General features: G+C 73.6%; 25 protein-coding genes. 9 read left to right on the top strand and 16 right to left on the bottom strand.

Annotated features, from left to right (window positions below; translation table 11 throughout):
* The first annotated feature begins 60 nt into the window (after window positions 1–60).
* Both ACFVS9_RS17125 and ACFVS9_RS17120 read left to right on the top strand, forming a co-directional pair.
* A complete protein-coding gene (locus ACFVS9_RS17125) occupies window positions 61–1866 on the top strand; it encodes a gamma-glutamyltransferase family protein (protein WP_389933089.1) in 1806 nt (601 codons plus the stop codon).
* A gap of 45 nt (window positions 1867–1911) precedes the next feature.
* A complete protein-coding gene (locus ACFVS9_RS17120) occupies window positions 1912–2760 on the top strand; it encodes an inositol monophosphatase family protein (protein ID WP_383116024.1) in 849 nt (282 codons plus the stop codon).
* 474 nt (window positions 2761–3234) lie between these two features.
* On the opposite strand, the gene ACFVS9_RS17115 is transcribed toward ACFVS9_RS17120, so the two are convergent.
* Window positions 3235–4074, bottom strand: a complete 840-nt coding sequence (locus tag ACFVS9_RS17115) for a nucleotidyltransferase domain-containing protein (protein WP_389933086.1) — start codon at window positions 4072–4074, stop codon at window positions 3235–3237.
* An 86-nt stretch (window positions 4075–4160) separates the two neighbouring features.
* Between ACFVS9_RS17115 and ACFVS9_RS17110 the strand changes: the two genes are divergently transcribed.
* Window positions 4161–5576, top strand: coding sequence for a phytoene desaturase family protein (locus ACFVS9_RS17110; RefSeq protein WP_383116026.1), 1416 nt, complete (start codon window positions 4161–4163; stop codon window positions 5574–5576).
* A gap of 4 nt (window positions 5577–5580) precedes the next feature.
* On the opposite strand, the gene ssuE is transcribed toward ACFVS9_RS17110, so the two are convergent.
* The 10 genes from ssuE to ACFVS9_RS17060 form a co-directional block, all read right to left on the bottom strand.
* A complete protein-coding gene (gene ssuE / locus ACFVS9_RS17105; protein WP_383116027.1) occupies window positions 5581–6138 on the bottom strand; it encodes an NADPH-dependent FMN reductase in 558 nt (185 codons plus the stop codon).
* Window positions 6139–6243: 105 nt separating this feature from the next.
* Window positions 6244–7017 carry an alpha/beta hydrolase gene (locus tag ACFVS9_RS17100; protein WP_389933082.1) on the bottom strand — a complete coding sequence of 258 codons (774 nt, stop codon included), beginning with the start codon at window positions 7015–7017 and terminating at the stop codon, window positions 6244–6246.
* 54 nt (window positions 7018–7071) lie between these two features.
* Window positions 7072–8412, bottom strand: a complete 1341-nt coding sequence (locus ACFVS9_RS17095; protein WP_383116029.1) for an NtaA/DmoA family FMN-dependent monooxygenase — start codon at window positions 8410–8412, stop codon at window positions 7072–7074.
* 52 nt (window positions 8413–8464) lie between these two features.
* Window positions 8465–9337, bottom strand: a complete 873-nt coding sequence (locus ACFVS9_RS17090; RefSeq protein ID WP_389933079.1) for an ABC transporter ATP-binding protein — start codon at window positions 9335–9337, stop codon at window positions 8465–8467.
* A complete protein-coding gene (locus ACFVS9_RS17085; RefSeq protein ID WP_389933076.1) occupies window positions 9334–10266 on the bottom strand; it encodes an ABC transporter ATP-binding protein in 933 nt (310 codons plus the stop codon). Before ACFVS9_RS17085 ends, ACFVS9_RS17090 begins: the two co-directional genes overlap by 4 nt.
* Window positions 10263–11150, bottom strand: a complete 888-nt coding sequence (locus ACFVS9_RS17080) for an ABC transporter permease (protein WP_389933073.1) — start codon at window positions 11148–11150, stop codon at window positions 10263–10265. The genes ACFVS9_RS17085 and ACFVS9_RS17080 overlap by 4 nt, the downstream gene beginning before the upstream one ends.
* A 2-nt stretch (window positions 11151–11152) precedes the next feature.
* On the bottom strand, window positions 11153–12181 hold the full coding sequence (locus tag ACFVS9_RS17075) for an ABC transporter permease (RefSeq protein WP_383116033.1): 1029 nt from the start codon (window positions 12179–12181) through the stop codon (window positions 11153–11155).
* 31 nt (window positions 12182–12212) lie between these two features.
* Window positions 12213–13784, bottom strand: coding sequence for an ABC transporter substrate-binding protein (locus ACFVS9_RS17070; RefSeq protein WP_389933070.1), 1572 nt, complete (start codon window positions 13782–13784; stop codon window positions 12213–12215).
* A gap of 478 nt (window positions 13785–14262) precedes the next feature.
* On the bottom strand, window positions 14263–15126 hold the full coding sequence (locus tag ACFVS9_RS17065) for a DsbA family protein (RefSeq protein WP_389933233.1): 864 nt from the start codon (window positions 15124–15126) through the stop codon (window positions 14263–14265).
* A gap of 50 nt (window positions 15127–15176) precedes the next feature.
* Window positions 15177–15611: an RrF2 family transcriptional regulator gene (locus tag ACFVS9_RS17060; protein WP_383116035.1), complete on the bottom strand. Its 435-nt coding sequence runs from the start codon at window positions 15609–15611 to the stop codon at window positions 15177–15179.
* A gap of 150 nt (window positions 15612–15761) precedes the next feature.
* Between ACFVS9_RS17060 and ACFVS9_RS17055 the strand changes: the two genes are divergently transcribed.
* Together ACFVS9_RS17055 and ACFVS9_RS17050 are read left to right on the top strand one after the other, a co-directional pair.
* Entirely contained in the window at window positions 15762–16271 is a 510-nt protein-coding gene (locus ACFVS9_RS17055) for a cupin domain-containing protein (RefSeq protein ID WP_389933067.1), read from the top strand.
* A 386-nt stretch (window positions 16272–16657) separates the two neighbouring features.
* Complete coding sequence (locus tag ACFVS9_RS17050) at window positions 16658–17026, top strand: nuclear transport factor 2 family protein (protein WP_389933064.1); 369 nt, start codon at window positions 16658–16660, stop codon at window positions 17024–17026.
* A gap of 42 nt (window positions 17027–17068) precedes the next feature.
* Here ACFVS9_RS17050 and ACFVS9_RS17045 read toward each other — a convergent pair whose 3' ends face one another.
* Complete coding sequence (locus ACFVS9_RS17045) at window positions 17069–17899, bottom strand: helix-turn-helix domain-containing protein (protein ID WP_389933061.1); 831 nt, start codon at window positions 17897–17899, stop codon at window positions 17069–17071.
* A gap of 249 nt (window positions 17900–18148) precedes the next feature.
* A complete protein-coding gene (locus ACFVS9_RS17040; protein ID WP_389933058.1) occupies window positions 18149–19384 on the bottom strand; it encodes a right-handed parallel beta-helix repeat-containing protein in 1236 nt (411 codons plus the stop codon).
* A gap of 433 nt (window positions 19385–19817) precedes the next feature.
* Between ACFVS9_RS17040 and ACFVS9_RS17035 the strand changes: the two genes are divergently transcribed.
* A complete protein-coding gene (locus ACFVS9_RS17035; RefSeq protein WP_389933056.1) occupies window positions 19818–21290 on the top strand; it encodes an AlkA N-terminal domain-containing protein in 1473 nt (490 codons plus the stop codon).
* A gap of 17 nt (window positions 21291–21307) precedes the next feature.
* Window positions 21308–21829, top strand: a complete 522-nt coding sequence (locus ACFVS9_RS17030) for a methylated-DNA--[protein]-cysteine S-methyltransferase (RefSeq protein ID WP_389933053.1) — start codon at window positions 21308–21310, stop codon at window positions 21827–21829.
* 52 nt (window positions 21830–21881) lie between these two features.
* Here ACFVS9_RS17030 and ACFVS9_RS17025 read toward each other — a convergent pair whose 3' ends face one another.
* Window positions 21882–22466, bottom strand: a complete 585-nt coding sequence (locus ACFVS9_RS17025; protein ID WP_383116459.1) for a TMEM165/GDT1 family protein — start codon at window positions 22464–22466, stop codon at window positions 21882–21884.
* A gap of 315 nt (window positions 22467–22781) precedes the next feature.
* Between ACFVS9_RS17025 and ACFVS9_RS17020 the strand changes: the two genes are divergently transcribed.
* The gene (locus ACFVS9_RS17020; protein ID WP_383116458.1) at window positions 22782–23192 is read left to right on the top strand and encodes a (2Fe-2S) ferredoxin domain-containing protein; all 411 of its coding nucleotides are present in this window, start codon (window positions 22782–22784) and stop codon (window positions 23190–23192) included.
* Between the two features lie 305 nt (window positions 23193–23497).
* Here the strand turns inward: ACFVS9_RS17020 and ACFVS9_RS17015 are convergent, their stop codons facing one another.
* Both ACFVS9_RS17015 and ACFVS9_RS17010 read right to left on the bottom strand, forming a co-directional pair.
* Window positions 23498–24223 carry an NAD-dependent deacetylase gene (locus tag ACFVS9_RS17015; RefSeq protein ID WP_389933049.1) on the bottom strand — a complete coding sequence of 242 codons (726 nt, stop codon included), beginning with the start codon at window positions 24221–24223 and terminating at the stop codon, window positions 23498–23500.
* A 104-nt stretch (window positions 24224–24327) separates the two neighbouring features.
* Window positions 24328–24831: an NUDIX domain-containing protein gene (locus ACFVS9_RS17010; RefSeq protein ID WP_389933046.1), complete on the bottom strand. Its 504-nt coding sequence runs from the start codon at window positions 24829–24831 to the stop codon at window positions 24328–24330.
* A gap of 131 nt (window positions 24832–24962) precedes the next feature.
* Between ACFVS9_RS17010 and ACFVS9_RS17005 the strand changes: the two genes are divergently transcribed.
* The gene (locus tag ACFVS9_RS17005; protein ID WP_389933044.1) at window positions 24963–26078 is read left to right on the top strand and encodes a glycerate kinase; all 1116 of its coding nucleotides are present in this window, start codon (window positions 24963–24965) and stop codon (window positions 26076–26078) included.
* The last annotated feature ends 102 nt before the right edge of the window (window positions 26079–26180 follow it).

Genomic DNA, 26180 nt, shown 5'->3' with positions numbered 1-26180 from the left:
CGATCCGCAACGCACCCACGGAACCGAGAACTCAGCACACCGCAGCAAGGAGCCGCCCCCGTGTTCACCACCCGGCCCACCCTCCAGGGCACCTTCGGCATGGTGTCCTCCACCCACTGGCTCGCCTCGCAGTCGGCGATGGCCGTTCTGGAGGACGGCGGCAACGCCTACGACGCGGCCGTCGCCGCCGGGTTCGTCCTGCACGTCGTCGAACCGCACCTCAACGGTCCGGCCGGCGAGGTGCCGATGATCCTCGCGCCCAGGGACGGCGACGTACAGGTGCTGTGCGGCCAGGGGCCCGCACCCGCGGGTGCCTCGGCCGCGTACTACCGCTCGCTCGGACTGGACCTGGTCCCCGGCACGGGGCCGCTCGCCGCCGCCGTGCCGGGGGCCTTCGACGCCTGGATGCTGCTGCTGCGCGACCACGGGACCCGGACCCTCGCCGAGGTCCTGCGGTACGCCATCGGTTACGCCGAGGACGGCCACGCGCCCGTCGAGCGAGTCGGCCAGACCGTGGAGACGGTCCGCGAGCTCTTCGAGACCGAGTGGCCGGCGTCCGCCGAGGTGTACCTGCCCGGCGGGAAGGCCCCCGAGCCCGGCCGGCTGTTCCGCAACCCGGCCCTCGCCGCCACCTGGCGCCGGCTCGTCGCGGAGGCCGGGGAGAAGGGCGGCGAGGACCGCGTCCAGCAGATCGAGGCCGCCCGCGAGGTCTGGCGCACGGGCTTCATAGCCGAGGCGCTGGTCCGCCAGGCCGGCGTCCCCACCCTGGACACCAGCGGAACCCGCCACACCGGCACCCTCACCGCGGCCGACCTGGCGGGCTGGTCCGCGACGTACGAGGCACCCGCCACCTACGACTGGAACGGCTGGACCCTCGCCAAGGCGGCCGGCTGGAGCCAGGGCCCCGCCTTCCTCCAGCAGCTCGCTCTCCTCCCGGCCGAGCTCCCGGCGTACGGGTCCGCCGACTACGTGCACCTGCTCATCGAGGGCTGCAAGCTCGCGATGGCGGACCGCGAGGCCTGGTACGGGGACGCCGCCGGCGTCCCCCTCGACGCGCTGCTCTCCGCGCCGTACAACGACGAGCGCCGCGCCCTCGTCGGGGACACCGCGTCCCTGGAGCTGCGTCCCGGCAGCCCCGGGGGCCGCACCCCCGTCCTCAGCGCGCACGCCCACGCGGTTGCCTCCGGCGCGGCCGGCTTCGACGCGATGGGCATCCCGGTGGCCGGAGCGGGCGAGCCGACGGTGGCCAAGGACGGCGCCACCCGCGGCGACACCTGCCACCTCGACATCGTCGACCGCTGGGGGAACATGGTCGCCGCCACACCCAGCGGCGGCTGGCTCCAGTCCAACCCGGTCGTGCCCGAGCTGGGCTTCCCGCTCGGCACCCGGCTCCAGATGGCCTGGCTCGACGAGGGCCTGCCGAACACGCTCACCCCGGGCCGCCGCCCGCGCACCACGCTGACCCCGTCGCTCGCCCTGCGCGACGGCGAACCCGTCATGGCGTTCGGGACGCCCGGCGGGGACCAGCAGGACCAGTGGCAGCTGCACTTCTTCCTCGCCGTGGCACTGCGCGCCGAGGTGCGCGGCGGCCTCGACCTCCAGGGCGCCATCGACGCCCCGAACTGGCACAACGACAGCTTCCCCGGCTCCTTCTTCCCGCGCGGCATGCGTCCAGGCAGCGTCACCGTCGAGGAGGGCATGGACCCGCGGGTCGTCGCGGAGCTGCGCGGGCGCGGCCACGACGTCACGGTCGGCGACCCGTGGTCCGAGGGCCGGATGTGCGCCGTCGCACGGGACCCGGAGACCGGTGTCCTCTCCGCCGCGGCCAACCCCCGGGGGATGCAGGGATACGCCGTCGGCCGCTGACCACCTGCCCGGGGCCGCCCCGGCGGACCGTGCTTAGCTGGAGTCATGATCGAGGACTTTCTGTACGGGACCGCCGGGAACGCCGGACGGACGGCCGAGGTGGAGGCGGTGGTCAGGGCGGCGGCGGCCGCCGAGATCATGCCGCGCCACCGGCAGCTGGCCGCGCACGAGATCATCGAGAAGAGCGGCCCGCACGACCTGGTCACCGCCGCGGACCGGCTGGCCGAGGAGTACCTCACCGAGGCCCTGACCCGGCTGCTGCCCGGCTCGGTCGTCGTCGGCGAGGAGGCCGTCCACGCCGACCCCGCGGTCTACGACGCACTGGGCGGCGACGCGCCCGTGTGGATCGTCGACCCGGTCGACGGCACCCGCCAGTTCGTCCGTGGCGAGTCCGGCTTCTGCACCCTGGTGGCCCTCGCCCGGCACGGCGAGGTGTACGCCTCGTGGACGTACGCCCCCGTGCGGGACGAGATGGCCGTCGCCGTGCGGGGCCGGGGCGCCACGCTCAACGGCAAGGCCCTGCACAGCGGTTCGCCCGCACCCGGCGCCGTGCTCGGGGTGGCCATGTCCCACCCCGACTACACCTCGGACGCCCAGAAGCGCGCCCTGCTCGGCCTGCGTACCGACGGCATCGAGGCCCGCGCGTGCGGATCGGCGGGGCTCGAATACCTCGCCGTCGCCCGCGGCGCGCAGGACGCGGTGGCCTTCAACTGGGAGTTCGCCTGGGACCACGCGGCGGGACTGCTCCTGGTCACCGAGGCGGGCGGCGCCGAGGCGACGCTCTCCGGCGTCCCGTACCGCGTCACCGGCGGGAACGACCTGCCGTTCACCGCGGCCAGGGACGCGGCGACGGCGGAGCGTGTCCTGCACGCGCTGCGCTCCGGCCCGCGATGAGGGCGGGGCCGCCCCGGCCGCGTCCCCGGGACCCGGCCCCCGGTGGACGCCCTTCGGTGCGGTCACACGCTCACGCGGAGGTGGGGTCACCCACTCACCCGGAGGCGCGGCCACGGCGTCGCCGCCCGGCCGGCGGAAGGTGAGCCGTGCTCCTGTTCCGAGGAGGGGACGCGGATCCCGTACGGCCCGGACGGGGAGCGCGATCGTGAGTACCGCGCGCGAACACCTCCACGCACGGTCTCAGGGGCGGTGCCGCGACGGTCTTCCACGGGCCCGCGGGGAGAATCCGAGTGGAGGACGGGTGTCCGGTCCGTCCTCAGGAAACCCGGTCGGACAGCGGCGATCCCGTACGACACATCCGGGCGGGTCAACCGGAGCCGCACGTGCGGGGGACACCTTCCCGGACCTCGTGTTCGAGGATCTGACACGGAGCGTCCGCGGCACGGGCCCTCCACCCCGCGTGGGAGCGGGCCCTCAGCCCCCGGCCCCGGCCGGGGAGCCGCCGTCCAGTAGCGCCCGTACCTCCCGCACGAGGCCGGCCGCCGACTCCACGGCGGCGGCGTCCAGGCCGCGCAGCGCCGCGGAGACCCGGTCCGTGAAGTCCGCAGGGGTGTCCGGCAGCGCCGCGGCGGCGGCGAGCGCGCCCTTCTCGTTGAGGCACCAGACGCGGTGGTGGGCGTGCAGGGCCTGGGCGAGGATCCCGAAGGCCTTCGACAGGCAGAGCGCGACATGGAGCGTGTCCCCGGACGGCGCCGACCTGCGCGCGGACGCCACGGAGAAGTCCGCTTCCCAGGCCGCACCGGTCAGCGCCCGGCGCAGCGGCTCGGGGTAGGCCCGCGCCTCTTCCTGAAGGCCCGTCAGCTCACCGTGCGGGTCCTCCAGCACCTGGCCGAGCGCGACCTCTCCCACGTAACAGGGGGACCAGAAACCCAAGGGGTGACCGGGCTGGATCCCCACCTCGAAGCGGCCCTCCCGGCACTGGGACCACACCGACCGCACCCGGTCCAGATCGCGCAGGATCCAGTCGACGGCGACGCCGTCCACCGTCAGCCAGGCACCGCCGTTCACCCAGGGGCCCCATTCGCCGGGCCCCGCGACCTCGGCCGGCGCGCCCTGGGCCTCGGACGCCGTCGCGGTGAGGGCGGACACGTCAGGAGTGCCCCGGTAGTAGACGCCCAGATCCCAGTCGGAGTCGGGGCGGTGGGTGCCGCGGGCGCGGCTCCCGCCCAGGGCGACCGCTTCGACGCCGGGCAGCCGGACGAGCCGGGAGGCCATCGCACGCACGGCGGGGGAGGGGGCGCAGGGGGTGTTCATCGACCGGCAGGCTACCCGGGGGTCCGTTGTCGGTGCGCGCGAATATCCTGGAGGGGCCGGCCACCGCCTGACAGAGGAGTCCGAAGGTGCCATCGATGCTGGACGCGGTCGTCGTGGGGGCGGGTCCGAACGGGCTGACGGCCGCGGTCGAGCTGGCCCGACGCGGCTTCGCCGTGGAGGTGTTCGAGGCGGCGGACACCGTGGGCGGCGGCGCCCGCACCGAGGAGCTGACCCTCCCCGGCTTCCGCCACGACCCCTGCTCCGCCGTGCACCCGCTGGGCATCGGATCGCCTGCGTTCAACGCGATGCCGCTCGCGCGGCACGGCCTCGAATGGCTCCAGCCGCCCCTGTCGCTCGCCCATCCCTTCCCCGACGGTTCCGCCGCGGTGCTCACCCGGTCCGTGGGTGAGAGCGCCATGTCACTGGGCCCCGAGGACGCGGGCGCCTACCGCAGGCTGATCGCGCCCTTCACCGGCCACTGGGACACCCTCGCGGAGGACTTCCTGCGCACCCCGTGGGACGGTCTGCCCCGCGATCCCTACCGCTGGGCGCGCTTCGGTCTCGACGCGATCCAGCCCGCCACACTGCTCTCCCGGCGGTTCCGGGGGGAGAAGGCGCGCGCGCTGATCGCGGGCCTCGCGGCCCATGCCATCGCGCCCGCCGGCGGCCTCGCCACCGGCGGTATCGCCCTGCTCTTCGCGCTGGCGGCCCACGAGAACGGCTGGCCGGTGCCGCGCGGCGGCTCACAGGCCGTCTCCGACGCGCTCGCCTCCTTCCTGCGCGAGCAGGGCGGCGTCATCCGCACGGGCGTCGAGGTCCGCCGCCTCGACGAACTCCCGCCCGCCCGCGCCTACGTCTTCGACACCTCACCGACCGCGCTCGCCCGGATCGCGGGCCTGGGCAACGCCTACGACCACTACCGCTACGGGCCCTCCTGCTTCAAGATCGACTACGCGCTGTCGGGCCCCGTGCCCTGGACGGCGGAGGCGGCCGGACGGGCCGGCACGGTCCATCTCGGGCCCTCCGCCGCCGAGATCGACACGGCCCTGCGCGCCGCCGTGGCGGGCCGGGCCCCGAGCGTGCCGTTCCTGATCACCTCGCAGCCCGGCGTCGTCGACCCGACCCGCGCACCCGAGGGCCGCCACGTCTTCTGGGTGTACGGGCACGTCCCGGCCCGCTGGGAGGGCGACGCCACCGAGGCGATCGAGCGGCAACTGGAGCGGTTCGCCCCGGGGTTCCGCGACCTGGTCCTGGCCCGCGCGGTCACCGGACCGCCCGGGCTGGCCGCGCGCAACGCCAACTACGTGGGCGGCGACATCGGCACGGGAGCGTTCGCGGGGCTGCAGACCGTGCTCAGGCCCAAGCTGGCCCGCGTGCCGTACGCCACCGCCCACCCCGCGGTCTTCCTCTGCTCGTCGGCCACCCCGCCCGGCCCCGGTGTGCACGGCATGTCCGGGCACCACGCGGCGAAGGCGGTGTGGCGTCGCCTGCGAGCGGCGTGAGCGTTCAGCCCGTGGGCGCCAGTACCGCCGTACGCCCGCCCAGCACCCGGGAGAAGGTGTCGGTGACCTGGGTGAGTGCCTCGGCCGTGCCGGGCGCGACCGTCAGCGTGCCGTCCTCGCCCGAGGTGATGTCCTTGTCGAGCGTGAACCAGCCCGGCACGATGTGCGCCGCCCCCATGGAGCTGAGGACCGGGCGCAGCGCGTAGTCGATGGCCAGCACGTGGGCCGTGCTGCCCCCGGTGGCCAGCGGCAGGACGGTCTTCCCGGTCAGCGCGTACTGCGGGAGGAGGTCCAGCAGGGTCTTCAGCAGCCCCGAGTACGCCGCCTTGTAGACGGGGGTGCCGATGACCACCCCGTCCGCCTCCTCGAACAGCGCGGTGGCCGCGACGACGGCAGGGTGCCGGAAGTCGGCGCCGAGCAGCGCCTCGGCGGGCAGGGTGCGCACGTCCAGCGGTGTCACGTCGTGGCCCTGCTCCCGGAGCCGTTCGTCCAGGTGGCGCAGGAGCCGTGCGGTACGGGACGTGGCGGACGGGCTTCCGGAGACGGACAGGATGGTCGCCATGAGGGACCTCTCTCTTCGGGCTCTCTAGGGGCTCTGCGGACTTGTGCGTGCTTCTGGCGGGTCAGGGACGCCGGCGGCACCGGGCGCGGCCCTGCCCGGCGGCGCTCACCACGCGCTCGAACCGACCGTGACGACCGGCACCAGCCCCTCGCGCAGGGCCTCCAGGAAGGTGACGATCTCCGCGGCCACCGAACGGTGCTGAAGGTCGTTCAGGACGTCGTGGTGCCCGCCCCGCACCACCGAGAGGCGCGCACGCGGCAGGGACTGCGCCGTACGGACGAGTGCCTCGCGGTCCGCGAGCGGATCGGCGTCCCCCACGAGCAGCAGGGCGGGGACGTCCGGCGCGCTGTCCCGGGCGGCCGTGAGCAGCGCCCGGGGCACCTCCTCGCCGAGCGCGCCGCGCCGTACGCCCGCGTCCTCGGTGAGCGTGCCGCGGTGGGCGGGGCAGGAGGTGCGGACGTCCAGTTCGTCCTCCCAGCGGCCGCCGGCCGCGGTCGCCCCCGCGCCGGGGATCCCCGCGAGGACGACGGCGTCCGGCCGTGCCGCGGGCGGTACGCCGTCCCGGCCGAGGAGCGCCGCGAGGGCGACCGCTCCCCGGTCCGCCCCCACCAGCACGAGCGGGCGCACGGCGCCGCCCCCGCCCGTGGCCGAGTCCTCCGCCGCGGCGGCGAGCCGGTCGCCGAAGCGGGTCAGCGAGTCCGCCAGGTCGTTCCCGTCGATGTCCGGCGGGTCGATGACGCGCACCCGGTAGGCGTCGGCGGCGAGCCGCCTGCCGAACCGGGTGTAGGCCGCCCTGGTCTCGCCGCGGCCGGGCACCACGATGACGGTGCCCCGGGTGCGAAGGCCCTCGGGGGCGTGGTGGTCGGTGTACTCGGGCATCTCAGACTCCTGCGTGTACGGGTGCGTGCCGGTTCGCGGGGTTCACGTCCCGCGTCAGTCGTTCACGAGCGCGCGGGCGGCGGTGTGGCGGTTCGCGGGGACGGGCAGCCCCAGGTTGCCGCGCAGGGTGTCCGCCTCGTACTCGGTCCTGAACAGGCCGCGCTTCTGGAGGAGCGGCACCACGCCGTCCACGAAGCGGGCGAGGTCGTCGTTGTTCCGGAACGCCAGGTTGATGCCGTCCAGGGTGCCCGCCTCGGACCACCGCTCGATGGTGCCGGCGACGGTCTCCGGAGCACCCACGAACGGTGAGGGGCGGAACGCGTTGACGGAGTCCGCGACTTGACGCAGGGTCAGGTTTTCTGCGGTGGCGCGCTCGATGATCCTGGCGGCTCCGGTCCTGCCGCCCTTCTCGGCGAGGTGGGCGACGTCCGGGAACGGCGCGTCCAGGTCGTGCGCGCTGAAGTCGTACGCGCCGAAGGAGCGGCCCAGGAGCGCCAGGTTGCTCGCGAAGTCGTTGTCCTCCTCGAAGATCTCCCGCTCCCTGCGCCGGGCCTCCTCGTCGGTCGCGCCGACGATCGGGCCTCCGTGGATGAAGACCTTGATGTGGTCGGGGTCGCGCCCGTAGGCCGCGGTGCGCTTCTTGATGTCGGCGTAGTACTCGCGCGCCTGCTCCAGCGTGCCGCCGGGGGCGTAGATGCCCTCGGCGACGCGCGCGGCGAGGTCGCGGCCCTCGGCGGAGACCCCCGCCTGGAAGATGACGGGCTGTCCCTGCGCCGAACGGGAGATGTTCAGCGGCCCGGCGACCTTGAAGTGCTCCCCGGCGTGGTCGAGCGCGTGCAGCCTGGACGGGTCGAGGAAGACGTCGCGTGCCACGTCGGCCGGGAACGCGTCGTCCTCGTAGGAGTCCCACAGCCCGCGGGCGACCTGGACGAACTCCAGGGCGCGGCCGTAGCGCGTGGCGTAGTCGAGGTGTTCGTCGAGCCCGAAGTTCTTCGACGTACCGGTGTCGAAGCTGGTCACCACGTTCCAGCCGGCGCGGCCGCCGCTGATGTGGTCGAGGGAGGCGAACCGGCGGGCGAGGTTGAACGGCGAGTTGTACGTCGAACTCGCCGTGCCGACCAGGCCGATGCTCCTGGTGTGGGTGGCGACGGCGGAGAGCAGGGTGAGCGGCTCCAGCCGGTTCAGGTAGTGCGAGGGGTAGGTGGCGTTGATGAACTGGCTGTCGACGACGAACAGAGCGTCGAAGAGGGCGTGTTCGGCCGCCTGGGCCTGCTGGATGTAGTAGTTGACGTCGATACTGGCGTTCTTGGCGACCCCCGGGTCCTTCCAGAGGCCGTGCTGGCCGGGGCCGCCGACGCCGTACGGGTGCAGTGCGAGATGGATCCTGCGGGACATGGGGTGTTCCTCTCGGTGGTGCGGGGGATGTGAAGGGGCCTGCCGCCGTGGCTCAGCCGGCGAGCCGCGCGCGCAGTGCCTCGCGCTCCGTGCGGCCGGCGGTGCGCGTGTGCAGCGTCGGCGCGGAGCCGACGAGCAGGCGTGTGTAGGGGTGGCGCGGGTGGTTGATGACGTCGCCGGCCGCTCCGACCTCGACGAGCTCGCCCCGGTAGAGCACGGCGATGCGGTCGGCGGTCCCGGCGATCGAACCGAGGTCGTGGGAGATGAAGACCAGGGACGTCCCGGCGGCGCGCAGCTCCTTGAGGATCTCCAGGACCTGGACGCGGTTGGCGGAGTCCAGGGCGCTGACCGGCTCGTCGAGGATGACCAGGGCGGGCCGCGTGACCAGGGCGCGGGCCACGGCGACCCGCTGGCGCTGGCCGCCGGACAGCTCTCCGGGCAGCCGCCCGAGCAGGTCCCCGGACAGGTGGACCCGGTCCAGGAACGCGCGGGCCCGCTCGGCCGCCTCCTTGCGCGGCACCCCCTGGATGAGCAGGGGTTCCGTCAGGGAGTCCTCGATCGTGAGGTCCGGGTCGAGGCTGCGCAGCGGGTCCTGGAAGACGTACTGGACGACGCCCCGACGGCGCAGGGCGCGCCACCGGCGGTTCCCGTATCCGGTCACGTCCTCGCCGCCGACCCGGATCGAGCCGGCCGAGGCGCGTACGAGGCCGAGCACGGCGCGGGCCAGCGTGGACTTCCCGGAGCCCGTCTCGCCGATGACGCCGACGGTCTCCCCGGGCGCGACGCTCAGCGACACCCCGCGCAGGGCGCTGCGGCTCCGGCGCCCCCGTCCGTAGCGCACGTCCAGGCCCTCCACGGCCAGGACGGGGGAGGGGGCCTCCTCCGCCGGTCCCGCCGTCTCCGCTTCCTGCGACGCGGTCGTCATGACGCCTCCTGCGGGCCGTCGGGGTGCCGCGGGTCCGGGTCCTGCGGGGTGAGGAACCTGTCCAGGCCGTACTGCTCGTGCTCGGCCATGAGCAGCCGGGTGTACGCGTGCCGGGGGTCGTGCAGCACCGACCGCGTCGGGCCCTGCTCCACCACCTCGCCCTGCCGCATGACCAGGACCTCGTCGCACAGCTGGGCGACGACGGCCAGGTCGTGGGAGACCACGACGAGCGCCAGGCCGGTGCGCTCGCGGAGTTCGGCGAGCAGGTCGAGGATCTCGGCCTGGACCGTGACGTCCAGCGCCGTCGTGGCCTCGTCGGCGATCAGCGCCCGGGGTTCGACGGCGATCGCCGCCGCGATCAGGACGCGCTGGAGCATGCCTCCCGACAGCTCGTAGGTGTACTGGCCGTAGACCAGCTCCGGGTCCCGCAGGCGCACCGCGCGCAGGAGTCCGAGGGCCCGCCGGCGCGCCTCGCGCCGCTTCACGCCCTTCTTGACCCGGATGACCTCGGCTATCTGGGCACCCACACGGATCGACGGGTTGAGGTAGGACGCCGGGTCCTGGAAGACGGCGCCGACCGTCGTCCCCCGCAGGGCGGTCCACCGGCGGGGCGTCAGGGTGGCGATGTCGGTTCCGTCGATCTCCACGGAACCGCCGGACACCTCGAAGTGCGGCGGCAGGATGCCGAGCACGGCACGGCAGGTGAGGGTCTTGCCGCTGCCGGACTCGCCCACGATGCCGACCGCCCTGCCGGGGGTGAGTTCGAAGGTGACCCCGTGGACGATCTCCCGGTCGGTGACGCGGTCGCTGACGCGTACGTCGTGGACGGCGATCACCGGTGGGGTCACCGGGGTGTCCGCGCCGGGCGCCCCGGTGACGGCGGGCCCCTCGGCGCGGTCGGGGGCGGTGTACTGGGACAGGGCCGTCATCGGGAACCTCCCACGGGGACGGGGGTGGACGGGCCGGTACGCGCCTCGGCCCTGCGCCGGTTGACCAGGGCGCGTCCCGCTTCGCCGGAGACGTCGCGGATGGCGTCGGCGAGCAGGTTGCAGGCCCAGACGGTGACCATGATCAGCAGGGCGGGTGCCACCGGGGCCCAGGGCTGGTGGCTGAGGTAGCCCAGGTCGGAGGCGAGGAGACCGCCCCAGGTGGGAGCCGGGGGCTGTACGCCGATACCGAGGAAGGTCAGGCTGGACACGATGACGAAGCCCACGCCGATGGTCTGGGCGAGCGCCACCGCGACCGGCGGGAGCACCTTGACCCAGACGTGGCGGCGTACGACCCAGCCGATCGAGGCACCGGAGACGATCGCGGCCTCCACGTACGGGGAGCGGGCCACGGCCAGCGTGGCCGCCCGGGACACCCGGTAGAAGAGCGGGGAGACCAGGGCGCCCGTGACGAGCATGGCCTGGGTGATGCCGTTGCCGAGCAGCGCGATCACGGCGATGGCGAACAGCAGGAACGGCAGGGCGACCAGCGTGTCGGCCAGACGCAGGGTCAGCCATTCGAAGACCCGGCCCGAGTACACCGACAGGATGCCGGGGACCGCGCCGACGACCAGGGCCGTCAGCGCGACCTCCAGCGAACCGAGCACGCTGACGCGGGAGCCGTCCAGGAGGCGGCTGAACACGTCGCGGCCCAGGTAGTCCGTCCCCAGCCAGTGGGCGCCCGAGGCCGACGCGAGCGCGTTGTCGCTGGTCGCCAGGGGATCCTGCGGGGCGATCCACGGCCCGCAGACGGCGAGCAGGGCGACCAGCACGAGGATGACCACGGCGATCCGGCCGGATGTGAGTGAGAGGACGCGGCGCACCATCGTCATACCCCCCGCTGGGATGCCGGCATCACACGCGCCAGCACCAGGTTGATGATCAGGTTGAAGGAGACGACCAGCACGATCGACACCACGAGCACGCCCTGCACCGCCGGTACGTCACCGGCCTGGGCCGAGTCGTTGGCGAAGCGGCCGAAGCCCTGGAGGCCGAAGATCCACTCCGTGATCACGGAGGCGCCGACCAGCGCCGGGAACTTCTGGCCGATCGTGGCGAGGGCGGGCCCCAGGCCGTTGCGCAGGACGTGGGCGAAGAAGATCCGCCTCGGGCTCAGGCCCCGGACGACCGCGCCCGTCACGTAGTTCTCCCCGTAGGACGCGATGAGGCTGGACCGCAGCTGGCGGGCGACGTCGGCGATCACGTCGAAGCTCAGCGCGAGCGCGGGGAGCGTGATGTGGGCGAGCCAGGGCCCGACCCCCTGCTCGGCCGGGACGTAACCGGCCGAGGGGAACAGACCGAGTCCCACCGCGAGGACCGCCACCAGCACGATGCCGACCACGAAGGCGGGCATCACCGAGATCACGGTGACGAACCCCGTGATCGCGCGGTCCACGACCGTGGTGCGCCTCAGCGCGGCCACCGTACCGAGGACGAAGCCGACGACCACGCCGATGACCAGGGCGAAGGTCGCCACCGAGAGGCTCACCCCCAGGCCGAGGCCGATCAGCGTGGAGATGTCGGCCCCGTTGACCCAGCTGGTGCCGAGCTGTCCGTGCAGGACGTCGGTGAACCAGTTCCAGTACTGGGTGAGGAAGGGCCTGTCGAGGCCCCACTCCGCCTCGACGCGCTGGATCGCCTCGGGCGTCGCCTCCTCGCCCAGCTGGATCCGCGCCGGACTGAGACCGCTCATGGACCGCAGCGCGAACGTCACGAAGGTCGCGACCAGGAACACCGGTACGAAGATCGCCACCGACCGGCCGAGTGCGGCCGCCACCCGCCCCGCCGCGTGCCGCGCCCTGGCGGTGGCGACCCGGCGCCGGGGTTCGGGAATGACCTCCGGCATGGTCGTCGTCATGGGGCTGCCCCCTCTCTGGAGTGATGGACGGTCAGGAGCCGGCGGTGATCTTCACGCCGGTCCAGTCGATGTGGGCGGGGTTCCTGGGCAGATCGGACAGGCCCTTGCTCTTGGCGAAGAGGTTGGGCGAGGAGAAGGTGAAGATGAGGGCCCTGCTCTCCAGGCCCGCGCGCGTGGCCGACCGGAGGACCCGCGCGTAGTCGGGTGCGTCCAGCGGTGTCCGGCGGACCGCGGCCACGGCCTCCTTGAAGCCGTCCGGCTGGTAGGGGGTGCTCAGGTTCAGCGGGCCGTCGGGGCCGAAATGGGCGGTGAGGGTCTGCACCGCGGAGTCCCGGCCCGTCGTCGCGTACAGCGAGAAGGCCAGGTCCTTGGCGAAGAACGGCGTCGCCCAGTTCTTGTCGATCTTGATCGTGACCTTGATGCCCACGGCGGCGAGCTGCGACTGGACGATCTCGGCCTGCGGATCCTCCGCCGGGATGACGAGGTCCAGCTTGATGTCGCCGGGCTTGTGGCCGGCTTCGGCGAGGAGCTTCCTCGACTTCGCGGGGTCGTAGGGGTAGGCGTTCTCCGACCCGGTGTCGTAGGCGACGTACCCCTTGGGGAACGGCTGGTCCGTCGCTTCGCCGTGACCGAAGGTCAGTTTGTCGACGAACTCGGCCCGGTTGACCGCGTGGCGGAGCGCGTCGACCACCCTGTCGTCGTCGAAGGGTGCCTTGTTGACGTTCAGACTGATGTTGGAGGCGTTGAAGCCGGGCTGGGAGAACACGTCCAGGCCCGCCTTCTCGGCGGCGGAGGCCTGGCTGGGGTCGAGGTCGGCGAAGTTGTACACCCCGGTCCGGAGCCCCGAGACGACGGTGGAGGCGTCCGGGGCGGACACCAGCTCGACGTGGTCGATGTGGATGTTCTCCGCGTCCCAGTAGTCCGGGTTCTTCCGCAGGACCGCCTTGGTGCCGGGGATCAGCTGGTCGACGACGAACGGCCCGGCGCCGACCGGGTTCTGATCGAGTTCCGCCGGCTTGGCGGCGGCCTTCGGGCTGGCGATCTGCAGGACGCGCTGGCCCAGCAACTGCGGTATCTGGTAGTCGACCTGGGTGAGGTCGAGGATGGCGTCCAGCCCGTCGGCCCGTACCGAGCCGATCGACGTCAGGTCACCGAAGAGCGCCGAGTTCTTCTGCTTCTGCGCCCGCTCGACGGCGGCCTTCACGGCCGCGCCGTCGACCGGTTCGCCGTCGCTGAACTTCAGCCCCGGACGCACGTGGAAGGTGATCCGGTCGCCCTTCTCGTTGTACTCCCAGCTCTCGGCGAGGTCCGGAACGGCCTTGCCCTCCTCGTCGGTGCGCGTCAACGAGGCGTAGACGAGCGCGAGTTCGCGGAACTGCGCGCCACTGCCCGACACCACCGGGTCCCAGTGGCCCGGGAAGTAGGAGGAGGCCCACTTCAGGGTGGCGCTGCCGGCCGACGACGAGGCACTGCCGCCGCAAGCGCTCAGAGCCGGGACGAGCAGGGCGGCGAAAGCGGTTCCGAGGGCGGCGGCCCTCAGGCCGCCCGCCCGTCGGGCCGACCGGACGTCCGGTCGGTGGCGGAACGTGAGTCGTGCGGGCATCTCGTTCTCTCTGATGGGTCCCGGCCCCGGAAAGGGGACGGGAGGAGGCGGGGGAGCGCGGGAGGGCGGCGCGGCACTCGCACCGGACCGTCGTCGCGCACCCGGGCATGCGTCGCCGGAGCGGCGGCCGCACGGCCGGGAGGGGAGCCGGCCCCGCACGGGGAGCCGCGCACGGCACGGCCCCGCACGGGGATACGACGAGGAGGGCGCGGCGGGAGGCGGAGCCGACGCGGGGCCAGGCGCGGATCAGCGGACCGGCCGGCGGCCGGTGCTGCCGACAGAGGTCAGGCAGCGCCTGGGGAACGGGAGTGGTGGGCGGTCAGCGACAGAGTGCGCTGGAGGTGCGCCGCAGGTCCACGTAGCGGCACACCACACCGGGGTGCGTCGTGAGCATGCGCACATCCTGACCGCAGCCGTCCGCACCTGTCAATGGACACCCATTGGTGTCTCATTCAGCGGGACGGGGTCCAACCGCAGCTCAGAGCGGTGCGGGAGGCTCGGTGCGCATGCCCGGACGCTCTGATGCTTCGTCAGGATGCAGCCACAGAAAGCCGTTTCCGGTCACACGGGCAACGGCTCCCGGAGGGGGCCACACCCCCTCGGCCAGCAGGAGGCGTTCGGGTTCGGTCAGGCTCCGGTGGCGCTCCAGCGCCTCGGACGGGGAGAGCGGCGTCCAGGAGTCCCGAAGCCCGGGGCACAACTCCTCGACGGCCGACGCGTAGACCTCGTACGGCCGCCACCCGGGGACCGCGCGGGAGCCCGAGGGGGTGCGCAGCAGGAGCGTCGGCAGCGCGTAGCGGTGACCGCCGTCGGCGGTCTCCTTGGCCGCGCCCGGGTGCGGTGATCCGCTCTGCACGGACAGGACCTCGGGGACCGGCCGCCGCGCCTCCGCGCGGTCGGCGCGCACCCGCTCCAGCACGCCGGGCGACACCGCGTCCGACCTCAGCCGGACCGGGTCCAGGTCCGGGACGCCGTGCGCGGCGGCCACCGCCGCCTCCAGGGTGTCCGCCGGCTCTCCCCGCACGAAGACCGTCTCCCGCAGCCTCCGCAGCACCCGCTCGGCCACGTCGGCCCCCTGGAGCTCGGCGGCGGCGGCGACCAGGGACGACGGCCAGGAGCTCGCGGCGACGCGGTCCAGCCGGACCGCCCGGGGCGCGTGGGTGTGCGCGCCGATCCTCTCGACGTAACCCGCGTAGTAAGCGGTCTCCGCGGCCGGATCGGGGGCCGGGTCGTCCTCGTCGTCGAAGAGGACCGCGTACACCCGCCGCCAGCGCGCCCGGCCGGCCAGCGCGGTCCGCAGCGTCCGGAAGACCGGCTCCGAACCCCAGGCCCACGGGCACATCGGGTCGGTGTACTCCACCACCTCCAGGGCCGGCACGTCCGGGCCCCCGCTCACGCCGCACCGATCGCCGACGGACGCCCGCGCGCCGCGGCGGGCAGCAGCGCGGCCAGCGTGAGCCCGCCGAGAACCGCGGCGGCGTCCGACTCGACCCGCCTCCACACCCCGGGCAGGGCCGCCGCCGGACCGGGATAGTCGAGCCCGGCCAACGACTCGCCCCGCAGGGTGATGAGTTCGCCGTCGACGGCGCGTACGACATCCAGCAGGGCGATCTCGTCGGCCGGTCTGCCCAGCCAGTAACCGCCCTCGCAGCCCCGCTGGCTGCGCACCAGGCCCGCCCTGCGCAGCTCGCCCACCACGGATTTGAGGAATCTGAACGGAATCTCCTGCGAGGAGGCGATGGCTTCACAGGAGAGCGGACGGCCGGGATCACTCGCGAGCTCCAGAAGGGCGCGCGTGGCGTAGTCCGCCTTCGCGGAGATATGCATGCCCACATCATGCCCCGGCGCCGGGCCGCGGGCGAGGTTCCGCCGGCCGGAGCGCCTCGGCCGCGACCTGTGTTGCGGGAACATTGCCGCAGGTGAAGGGGAAAGGACACCTCTTGACATCCTTTTCGCCGCCGACCTAACGTCCCTGCCATGAGCGAGCCGTTGACGACCCCCGGAGAGGGGTTCCACCCTCACCTCCACGACACCCCGGGCCGCGCTGCGGCACCCCTGCGCACCCGCCTGCACCACGTCCGCGCGGACGCGCTGGACGGCGACACGGCGCAGACCGGCGGCATGCGCAGGTTCAGCGCCGTGAGCGGCAGGACCGTCGGGTCCGAGAAGCTGTGGATGGGACAGACGCACGTGGCCCCCGCGACGGCCTCCTCCGACCACCACCACGGCGAGTCCGAGACCGCCATCCACGTGGTCAGCGGACACCCGGAGTTCGTCTTCCTCGACGACTCCGGCGACGCGCCCGAGGAAGTGCGGCTGCGCACCTCACCGGGGGACTACATCTTCGTCCCGCCGTTCGTCCCGCACCGCGAGGAGAACCCGGATCCCGCCGAGGAGGCCGTGGTCGTCATCGCCCGCAGCACCCAGGAGGCGATCGTGGTCAACCTGCCGCGCCTGTACGCCCTGGAGCCCGACGCGACGCACTGACCCGCGCGCTGTACTCCCTCTCCCCCCTCGGTCCGCCCCTCCTCGGACCCCGGGCCGGGCCTCTCCTGGCCCTGACGCGCGGTTGACCCGGCGCAGGGCCCGGCTGTCCGGCGGACGACCCCGCGGCCACCCCGCCCGCCCCGCCGCGCTCCCCACCCGGGGGCGCCGCGCGGCCCGGGGTCCCGCCCGGCCCGTGGCGACCGGGCATTACCCCGGCGGTAATCGACCCGTCGCGGCGCGTGCGGAACGCTGCGACAGGCAGAACGGGACGGCGCGCGGTCAACGGGCGCGCCGCCCGGCCGGGCTCCCCAGCGGTCACGCGGAAAGCCCGGCCCTGTCGCGGACGCGCCGTCCGGGCGCGCCCGTACCCACGAGAGGACACCGCTGTGACCCTGCACGAGGACGCCGTCGCGCGCTACTTCACCGCCTGGAACGCCACCGGGCCCGAGGACCTGGCCACGAGCGTCGCCGCGGCGTTCACCGAGGACGGCACCTACACCGACCCGCTGGGCGCGGCGGCGGGCCACGACGGGATCGCGGCGGCCATCACCGCCGCCCAGCAGGCGTTCCCCGGATTCACGTTCCGGCTCACCGGCACGCCCGACGCCCACCACCACCTGGTGCGCTTCACCTGGGACCTGGTCTCCACCGCCGACGGTTCCTCCCCCGCCGCGGGCTTCGACGTGATCACACTCGCCGACGACGGCCGCATCGCCGGTGTCGCGGGCTTCCTGGACCGCCTGCCCGGGGCGTGAGCCGCCCCCTCAGGCCGCCTGCCCGGGGCGTGATCCGACCCCTCAGGCCGCCGTACGAAGGGCGGCGGCCGTCTCGGTGTCCGCGGGAAGGAAGGTCTCGACCGCCAGCTCCGAAACGGTCACGTCCATCGGTGTGTTGAACGTGGTGGCCGTGGAGATGAACGACAGGACCCGGCCGCCCACCTCGATCCGGAGCGGCAGCGCGTACGGATGGGCGGCCGGGTCCTGCCCGTCCGTACGCCCCGCCGGAGCGGCGGGAGCGCCGCCGTCGGGCACCGGATAGCCGGCCACCTCCTCGTACAGGCGGTGCAGCGCGTCCGAGGAACGCAGTGCGGCCTGCCGCTCCATCCGCTCCAGCAGGTGCGCACGCCACTCACCGAGGTTGCGGATCCGGGGGGCCAGCCCCTCCGGGTGCAGCGTCAGGCGCATGGCGTTCATGGGAGGGCTCAGCAGGTGCCCGGACACCCCTTCGAGCAGCATGCGTACGCCGTCGTTGGCGGCCACCACGTCGTACATCCCGTCCATCACCAGGGCGGGGAGCGGTTCGTAGGCGGTCAGCAACTGCTCCAGGCCGGCCCGGAGCGTCGTCATCGCCGGCTCGGCCAGCGGCGTCTCCGGATACGAGGGGGCGTAACCCGCCGCCACCAGCAGCGAGTTGCGGTCCCGGACGGGAACGTCGAGGCGCTCGGCGAGGTGCAGCACCATGGAACGGCTCGGCGTGGAGCGGCCCGTCTCGATGAAGCTGATGTGGCGTGCGGAACTGTCCGCCCTCAGGGCCAGTTCGAGCTGGGTGACGCCCCGGAGCTTGCGCCACCCCCGGAGCAGGCTCCCGACGCTCACGTCCTCGCCCGTCCTGGTCACGGCAGTCGTCATGACCAGGACGGTATCCGATCCGGCACACCCCCGGGCACGTGTGCCCGCGCGGCCCGGCGCGGCCGCCTGGCCTGGACGGCGCCTTCGGCCCCCGGCTCGCCCGTGCGGTCCCGTACGGCGGTCTCACGGGCAGCGCCCGCACCTTGCCGGGCCATGGTGGAACCCGGGCAGCCCCGCGCCCCCGGTGCTCCGTCCGGCGGGGGCCGGACGCACCACCGGGGGCGGCGAAGTGCCCGTAGCCGTACGCGGCTACGGCGTCACCTTCTTCCCGCCGAAGGTCACGACGAGGGAGCCGTCCCCGGCGAAGGACCAGTCCATCGCGCCGGAGTAGGCGGAGCACGCGGAACCGTTCGCACCGCTCCAGAACTGGTTCGAACCGTCCGCGTCGCCCACCGTCTTGTCGTTGGAGCCGTCGCCTGAGCGGCACGAGACGTTGTCGCGGAAGACCGAAGTGCCCTTGTCGAAGGAGAAGTTGCGCTCGGCGTTGTCGATGCTGACGTTTCCGGACACCGTCATGGAGCCGGGGTTGCTGTTGTACGTGAACCCGTGGTGCCCGTTGTTGTACGCGATGTTGCGGCGTACGACGTGGTCCACCTCGATGCCGTCACCGCCGAGCTTGTAGCCGTTACGGTCGCCGTCGGGGTTCACCGTCCCGTCGGAGAGGGTGCCGTTGTCGTACGAGAGCGAGTCCTCGATGGTCACCGGACCGATGGGGCCCGTCTCCGACTTGGTGTACAGGTCCCAGCCGTCGTCGATGTTGTTGTGGGACACGGTGTAGCGGAAGACGTTCCCGGGGCCCGAGGTGAGCTTCGAGGCGAAGCCGTCGGCGTCCTCGCCGTCGGAGTCGGCGTTGTCGTGCGACTCCGAGCTCAGGACCAGGTTGCCGGCGGGCCACTCGTCCTCGGGGGTGTCGGAGGCGATGCGCGAGATCTGCAGGCCCGAGTCGTGGTTGAAGCGCGTCACCACGTGCTCGATGACGTTGTGACTGCCGCCCACGAAGATCCCGTTGTCGCCGGCGTGCTCGACGACGACGCCGTCGATGTGCCAGTACGAGCCGTTCACGGCGAGGCCGCGGTTCGCCGGATCCTCGGCCATGGCGCCGAAGTCCAGCACCGGCGTCTCGCCCGGGTAGGCGGCCAGCGTGGTGCGGGCGGCCGCCGTGCCGTCGTTCCCCGGCGGGATGGTGACCGTCTCGGCGTACGCGTACGTGCCGCCGCGCAGATAGACCGTCCCGCCGGAGGCCACGCGGCCGATCGCCGAGGCGAGTGTCGTCGGGGCCGCCTCCGTGCCGGCCGCGTCGGCACGGCCGTCCGGCGCCACGTACAGGGCGTCGGCGGCCACCGCGGCCGGTGCGGCGGCACCCGCGGAGGGGGACGCGGGCCGGTCCGTGACGCCGGACGTGGCCTGCGCCACCGTGCCGGACAGGGCGACGAGTGAGCCGGCCAGCAGGCCGATCCACGCGAGGGCGGGCTTCTTCTGCTGCATCGTCGGTCTCCAGATCAGTCGGTACGACGGACCAGCGCGCGTCGGAGCGGCGCGTCGGGCGCCCCGTGGACCGCCGGCCGGGGTCCGGTACGGGACCCTTCGGACCGAACGGGGCCGAGCGGGCGCACGGGGGTGGGCCCTTCCTGTCGTCGCGGCTCAGGTGCGGCAGCCCCATCCGTTCAAGTCACTGAACGAACGGTGCGGCTGACGCTACGCTGGGTGGGGGGAGCAAGCGCTTTCCCCGAACGTAAGTGCCTGTTGTGTACGCGTCAATACATGTGTACGTGATTCTTGTTCAGCGATATGAACGTGTATCCGAGAGTGGATCATTCGTGCGAAGGCCGGATCGACAGGGACCGGCGTCGGATTCCCGCGCAAGGTCAATGTCGGATTTCCGCCAGCCGCACCGGCCCCCGTGCCCGATGCTTGGAGCATGCACACCGATACCGAGCGCTGCGTGCGGGCCGTTCAGTCGAAGGACGCCCGTTTCGACGGATGGTTCTTCACCGCCGTGCTGACCACCCGGATCTACTGCCGGCCCAGCTGCCCGGTCGTGGCGCCCAAAGCCCGGAACATGACCTTCTACCCCAGCGCCGCCGCCTGTCAGCAGGCGGGGTTCCGCGCCTGCAAGCGATGCCGGCCCGACACCAGCCCCGGCTCCCCGGAGTGGAACGCCCGCGCCGACTCGGTCGCCAGGGCCATGCGCCTCATCCAGGACGGCGTCGTCGACCGGGAAGGGGTGCAGGGGCTCGCCACCCGGCTCGGCTACTCGGCCCGGCAGGTCGAACGCCAGCTCCTCGCCGAGCTCGGCGCGGGGCCGCTCGCACTGGCCCGGTCCCAGCGCGCCCAGACCGCCCGGGTGCTCATCGAGACGACCGCGCTCCCCATGGCCGAGGTCGCGTTCGCCGCCGGGTTCTCGTCGATCCGTACGTTCAACGACACGGTCCGGGAGGTCTTCGCCCTCGCCCCGGGTGAACTGCGCACCCGCGCGGCGCGGGGGCGGCGCACACCGGGAACCCCGGGAGTCATCTCCCTGCGGCTCCCGTACCGCGCACCCCTCAACCCCAGCAACCTCTTCGGGCACCTCGCCGCGACCGCCGTCCCCGGCGTCGAGGAATGGCGCGACGGCGCCTACCGCCGCACGCTCACCCTCCCGCACGGACACGGCATCGTGTCCCTGTCCCCGCGGGCCGGCCACATCCGCTGCCGGCTCTCCCTCACCGACCCCCGCGACCTCACGCAGGCCATCAGCCGCTGCCGCAGACTCCTGGACCTGGACGCCGACCCGGTCGCCGTGGACGACCAGCTGCGCTCCGACCCGCTGCTCGCCCCGCTGGTCGACGCAGCCCCGGGACGCCGGGTGCCGCGTACGGTCGACGCCGCGGAGTTCGCCGTACGCGCGGTGCTCGGCCAGCAGGTCTCCACCGCCGCGGCCCGCACCCACGCCGCCCGGCTGGTCCATGCCCACGGGACCCCGCTGGAGGATCCCGAGGGAGGTCTGACCCACCTCTTCCCGGCCCCCGGGGCGCTGGCCGGTCTCGACCCCGAGGCGCTCGCCCTCCCGCGCAGCCGCCGGACCACGCTCACGACCCTCGTGGGCGCCCTCGCCGACGGGTCCCTGAGCCTGGGGGAGGGCACCGACTGGGACGAGGCCCGCGCGGAACTGGCCGCCCTGCCGGGCTTCGGCCCCTGGACGGTCGAGGTCATCGCCATGCGCGCGCTCGGGGACCCGGACGCCTTCCTCCCCAGCGACCTCGGGATCCGCAGGTCGGCGGAGCAGCTGGGCCTCCCGGCGACCCCGGCGGCCCTCACCGCACGCGCCGCGCGGTGGCGCCCCTGGCGGGCCTACGCCGTGCAGTACCTGTGGACGGTCGACGACCACCCCATCAACCACCTGCCCGCCTGAGGGCGTGAGGACGAACCATGACCACCACATCCATGACGGCGACCCGGCGGCACACGGTCGTCGACAGCCCCTACGGGGCGCTCACCCTGGTCGCGACCGACGGCGTGCTGTCCGGCCTCTACATGACCGAACAGCGGCACAGGCCGCCCGAGGAGAGCTTCGGCGCGGCGGACCCGGCGCCCTTCGGTGAGACCGTCCGGCAGCTGGCCGCCTACTTCGCGGGCGAGCTGACGGAGTTCGACCTCCCGCTCGACCTGGCGGGTACCCCGTTCCAGCGGAGCGTCTGGGCCGAACTCGTCCGCATCCCCTACGGTGAGACGCGGTCCTACGGCGAACTGGCCGAGAGCCTGGGCAAGCCCGGCGCCTCCCGCGCGGTGGGCCTCGCCAACGGCAAGAACCCGGTCGGGATCATCGTTCCCTGCCACCGTGTCATCGGCGCCTCGGGCAGCCTGACGGGGTACGGCGGCGGGCTGGACCGCAAGCAGCGGCTGCTCGCCTTCGAACAGGGGGGCCAGGACGAGGTGGCGACGCTGTTCTGAGCCGGGACGGGCCGGGGCGGCCGGGCGGGACCCGGCCGCCCCGGCCCGCGCACTAGCTCGTGAAGATCTCGACGACGGACCAGATGGCCAGGCCGAGCATGCACAGACCGCCGATCCGCTGCACGGTCTTCAGCGGGACCCGCTTGGCGATGAACCGGCCCGCCAGCAGGGCCAGGGCGGACACCGACATGAGGGCGACCGCGGAACCGATGGCCGTGGACCAGGCACCGTTGCTCGCCGCGAGGTTCGCGGTGGTGATCTGGGTCAGGTCGCCCCACTCGCTGATGAACACCGCCATGAAGGCGGTCGAGTAGACCGGCCAGAAGCCCGTGACGGTCTTGATCTCCTCGTCCTCGTCGTCGTCACCCCCGCCGTTGCGCAGCAGCATGAACGCGCCGAACGCGAAGAGGGCGGCCGAGACGAGCCGGACGATCCAGTCGGGGAGCAGGCCGATCAGCCCGCCCGCCCCGACCGCGATGGCCACGTGCACGATGAACGCGGACGAGGTGCCGAACCAGACGTAGAGCGGCCGCATGCGGGTGCCCATGGCCAGCGAGGCGAACATCGTCTTGTCGGGGAGCTCCGCGAGGAAGATCAGCCCGAAGGCGGTGAGGATCGCCAGGAGGTCGAGATGCATTCCGGGTGGCTTTCTGTGTGAGCCGGGCCCCGGGTCTCCGCGAAGTGCCGCTCGGGCTTTTCGGAGGACCACTCGGCCCGGCATGACCGCAGCACCCGCGGGGACGCGGGCGTGTCATACCTGACCGAAGGTCTCGCCCGCCCGCAACGCTCTACGGGCCCGGCCACCGGGAACCCGGAGGTTCCAGTGTGTCGACGACCGGTTTGCGGGGCTACTCCCCTTCGCAGCCCTCCACACTACCCCACCGGACCTGCGGGGGAGCCGCTCGGTACAGTCCTGGGTGACCGCCCACACCACCCCCGGGAGTGCCCGACCATGAGCCGCCGTCCCCGCAAGCCCGCCGGTACGGGGCCGTCCCGGCCCACGGTGAGCGTCTGCCGGGGCTGCTGCTGCGGTACCCCGAAGATCCCCGGCGTGGACCACGCGGGGCAGCTCGCGGAGCTGCGGCGGACCCTCGACGGAGCCGCCACCGTGCGGGCCGTGGAGTGCCTGGACGCGTGCGAGCACGGCAACGTCATCGTCGTACAGCCCTCGGCCGAGGGCCGTCGCGCGGGCGGCCGCCCCGTCTGGCTCGGCCTGGTGAACGACCCGCACGCCGTCGCCGACATCGCCGCATGGGCGGGGGAGGGCGGTCCCGGCCTCGCGGACCCGCCGGAGATCCTGGACCTGTACGCCTTCAGCCCCTCCCGCCGGATCCGGGCCGGGCTGGAGGGCGAGGAGTCCTAGCCCGCCGTTCCCCGGCCGAGAGGAACCGGCGAGGGGGCCTGGCCCGTTGTTCCATCGCCTGTGAAGGATCCGGAGGCGCCGGTCACCGGAGGAACCCGGCAGGATCGGCCGGGTGCCGGTCGAGGCGCGGCTGTGAGTCCGGGTCCGAGTTCCGGGCCGGGTGTGAGTCCGGGGCCGAGTTCCGGGCCGGATGCGAGTCCGGGTCCCAGTTCCGGGCCGGGTGTGAGTCCGGGTCCGAGTCCTGGTCCGCACGGAGTTCGGGGAAGAGGAACAGGAAGCAGGAACAGGGCACGGGCAGTTCCGGCTCAGCCCTGTGCGGAGAGCCGTTCCAGCAGCGCGGGCAGGGCCGTTCCGATGGGTTCGCGCACCGTCTCCTCGGCCAGTCCGTCGTACGGCGTCGGCTCGGCGTTCACCACCACGAGCCGGGCCCCGTGCTCCACCGCGATCCCGGCCAGCGAGGCCGCGGGCTGCACCTGGAGCGTCGTCCCCACCGCGATGAACACCTGGCTCGCCTTGGTGATCGCCATCGCCTCCGCCAGCACCCGGGGATCCAGCCGCTCGCCGAACATCACCGTCGCCGGCTTCAGGATGCCGCCGCAGACCGGGCAGGGAGGATCCGGCTCACCCGCCTCGACCCGGGCCAGCGCGTCCTCCATGGCCGACCGCGCGTGGCAGCGGGTGCACACCACCTCGCGGGCGGTGCCGTGGAGTTCGACCACCTTGCGGGCCGACAGCCCCGCCCTCTGGTGCAGTCCGTCGACGTTCTGCGTGAGCACCCTGACCGGGGTGCCCGACCGTTCGAGAGCGGCCACCGCGCGATGGGCGGCGTTCGGCTCGGCACGGACCGCGGCGGCGTCGCGGCGCATCAGCCAGGAGCGGCGCCGGATGTCGGGATCCGCCATGTAGAAGTCGTACGTGACGAGCTTCTCCGCTTCCGGGTCCTCGCGCCAGAGGCCCCGCGGACCGCGGTAGTCGGGGATGCCGGAGTCCGTGGAGACGCCGGCGCCGCTGAGGATCGCGACGAGAGTCATGGCCGGAGCCTACGGACGCTCCCACCGCGCCGCGACGGCATTTCCGGGGAGCCGGGCCCGGCCGGGACGGTACTTCCGAGGGGCCGGGCCCGGCCGGGACGGCGTCAGCCCGCCTCGCCCGGGACCCGTACCCCGTCCTCCAGTTCGGCCGCACCCGCACCGGAGTCCAGCACCTCCAGCGCCGCGGCGACGCGCGGTCCGAGGCGGCCGAGCAGATGGCCGGGGAGGCCGGCGCGGTCCACCAGCCGCCAGGAGAGCAGCTCGTCCTCCTGGATCCGGATCGCGTCGAACTGCTCCCGGTCCAGCACACCGCCGTCGTAGACGTAGGCCACGACCGGCGGACGGTTCGCGCCGCGCGCCCAGTCGACCGCGAGCAGCCGCCCGGGCGCGAGGTCCAGTCCGATCTCCTCCGCCGTCTCGCGGCGGGCCGCCTCCCGGGGGGTCTCGCCGTCGTCCGACTCGATGGTGCCGCCGGGCAGCGCCCAGCCCTCACGGTAGTTCGGCTCGACGAGCAGGACCCGTCCCCGCTCGTCCCGGAAGAGAGTGGCGGCCCCGGCCAGCACGCGGGGGAGGCCTGCGATGTAGGTGGCGTAATCAGAGGTGGTCACGGAGGCAGCGTAGGGGCCCGTCACGTGCTTTCGGACAGCCATGGGCAGATCAGGGGTGGTGCGGATAGGGTCGGGGCGGCGCGACTGCCTGTTCGAAAGCAAAGGGATGCAAGGTGACGGACGGAGCAGTGATGGAGACCCCCCGCGTGCTCGTGGCGGCGGACAAGTTCAAGGGCTCGCTGACGGCCGTACAGGTCGCGGAGCGGGTGACGGCCGGGCTGCGGCGCGTCGTACCAGGGGTGCGGGTCGAGACCCTGCCCGTCGCGGACGGCGGTGACGGTACGGTCGCGGCCGCCGTGGCCGCGGGATTCGAACGCCGCGAGGCCCGGGTGACAGGGCCGCTGGGTACCCCGGTCACGGCGGCGTACGCGGTGCGCGACACCACCGCCGTGGTCGAGATGGCCGAGGCCTCCGGCCTCCAGCACCTGCCGGCCGGGGAGTTCGCGCCGCTCACGGCGACGACGTACGGATCCGGGGAACTGCTGGCGGCCGCGCTCGACGCCGGTGCCCGCACGATCGTGTTCGGGGTCGGCGGCAGCGCCACGACGGACGGCGGCGCGGGCATGCTCGCGGCGCTCGGGGCGCGCTTCCTGGACGGCGACGGCAAGCCCGTCGGCCCCGGAGGCGGCGCACTCGCCGAGCTGGCCGAGGCCGACCTGTCCGGCCTCGATCCCCGGCTCGCCGGCATCGACCTGATCCTGGCCAGCGACGTGGACAACCCGCTGACCGGCCCGAAGGGCGCCCCCGAGGTCTACGGGCGCCAGAAGGGGGCCACCGAGGACGACATCGCCGTCCTGGACGCGGCGCTCGTCCACTACGCGTCCGTGCTGGGCCCCGGGACGGCCGGGCTGCCCGGAGCGGGCGCCGCCGGAGGCATCGGCTACGGAGCACTGGTCGCGCTGGGTGCCCGCTTCAGGCCCGGTATCGAGGTCATGCTCGACGTCCTGGGCTTCGCCCCCGCACTGGCCCGCGCCACCCTCGTCGTCACCGGCGAGGGCTCGCTCGACGCGCAGACGCTGCACGGCAAGGCCCCCGCGGGCGTCGCCGCCGCGGCGCGCACCGCGGGCGTGGAGACGGTCGCCGTGTGCGGACGTCTCACCCTGCCGCAGGAGGCGCTGAGCGGGGCGGGCATCAGCCGGGCCTACGCCCTGACCGACCTGGAACCGGACCCCGCCGTCTGCATGGCGCAGGCGGGACCCCTGCTGGAACGCGCGGCCGAGGCCATCGCCCGCGACTTCCTGTCCTGACGCACCGGCCGTGGGGGGGGGCCCCCCGGGCGCCCCCCCCCGCCCGGCGCGCCCGGCACCCAACCCCCCGGGGGCGGGGGTGGCGGATAAAAAAAAACGAAC

Origin of the sequence: Streptomyces sp. NPDC058008 (assembly GCF_042886395.1) — a bacterium.
Taxonomy (GTDB): domain Bacteria; phylum Actinomycetota; class Actinomycetes; order Streptomycetales; family Streptomycetaceae; genus Streptomyces.
The sequence above is the reverse complement of the archived record's forward strand: the minus strand, read 5'-3'. Positions and strand labels throughout refer to the sequence as shown.